Origin of the sequence: Sulfitobacter sp. HI0129, assembly GCF_001635395.1 — a bacterium.
Classification (GTDB): Bacteria; Pseudomonadota; Alphaproteobacteria; order Rhodobacterales; family Rhodobacteraceae; genus Sulfitobacter.
On the sequence record NZ_LWGH01000040.1, the window covers coordinates 1 to 234 of the forward strand.

The window sequence follows — 234 nt, forward strand, 5'->3', positions numbered from 1 at the left end:
TATGGCAAGCCGGTCCCAGAGAGTCTGCCGGGTCATGCCGAACGGCAACAGATGCCCGACAAGCGCATAAAGGATGAACAGAATGACAATGGCGGTCAGACCCCAGCCCGTCAGGCGTCGGACCGCCTCAATCGTAAGGACCATCAGAATAACGCTGATGATCAGACCATCCAGAGGCTTGTAGACCAGCTCATTGACAATATCCGGGTAGCGGACCGCGATGTACAGTGAAGC

Annotated in this window: 1 pseudogene; it reads right to left on the reverse strand. The window is 56.0% G+C overall.

The features are described 5' to 3' along the window. Positions 1-234: pseudogene (locus A3764_RS00445) on the reverse strand (TRAP transporter permease); the annotation flags it as partial.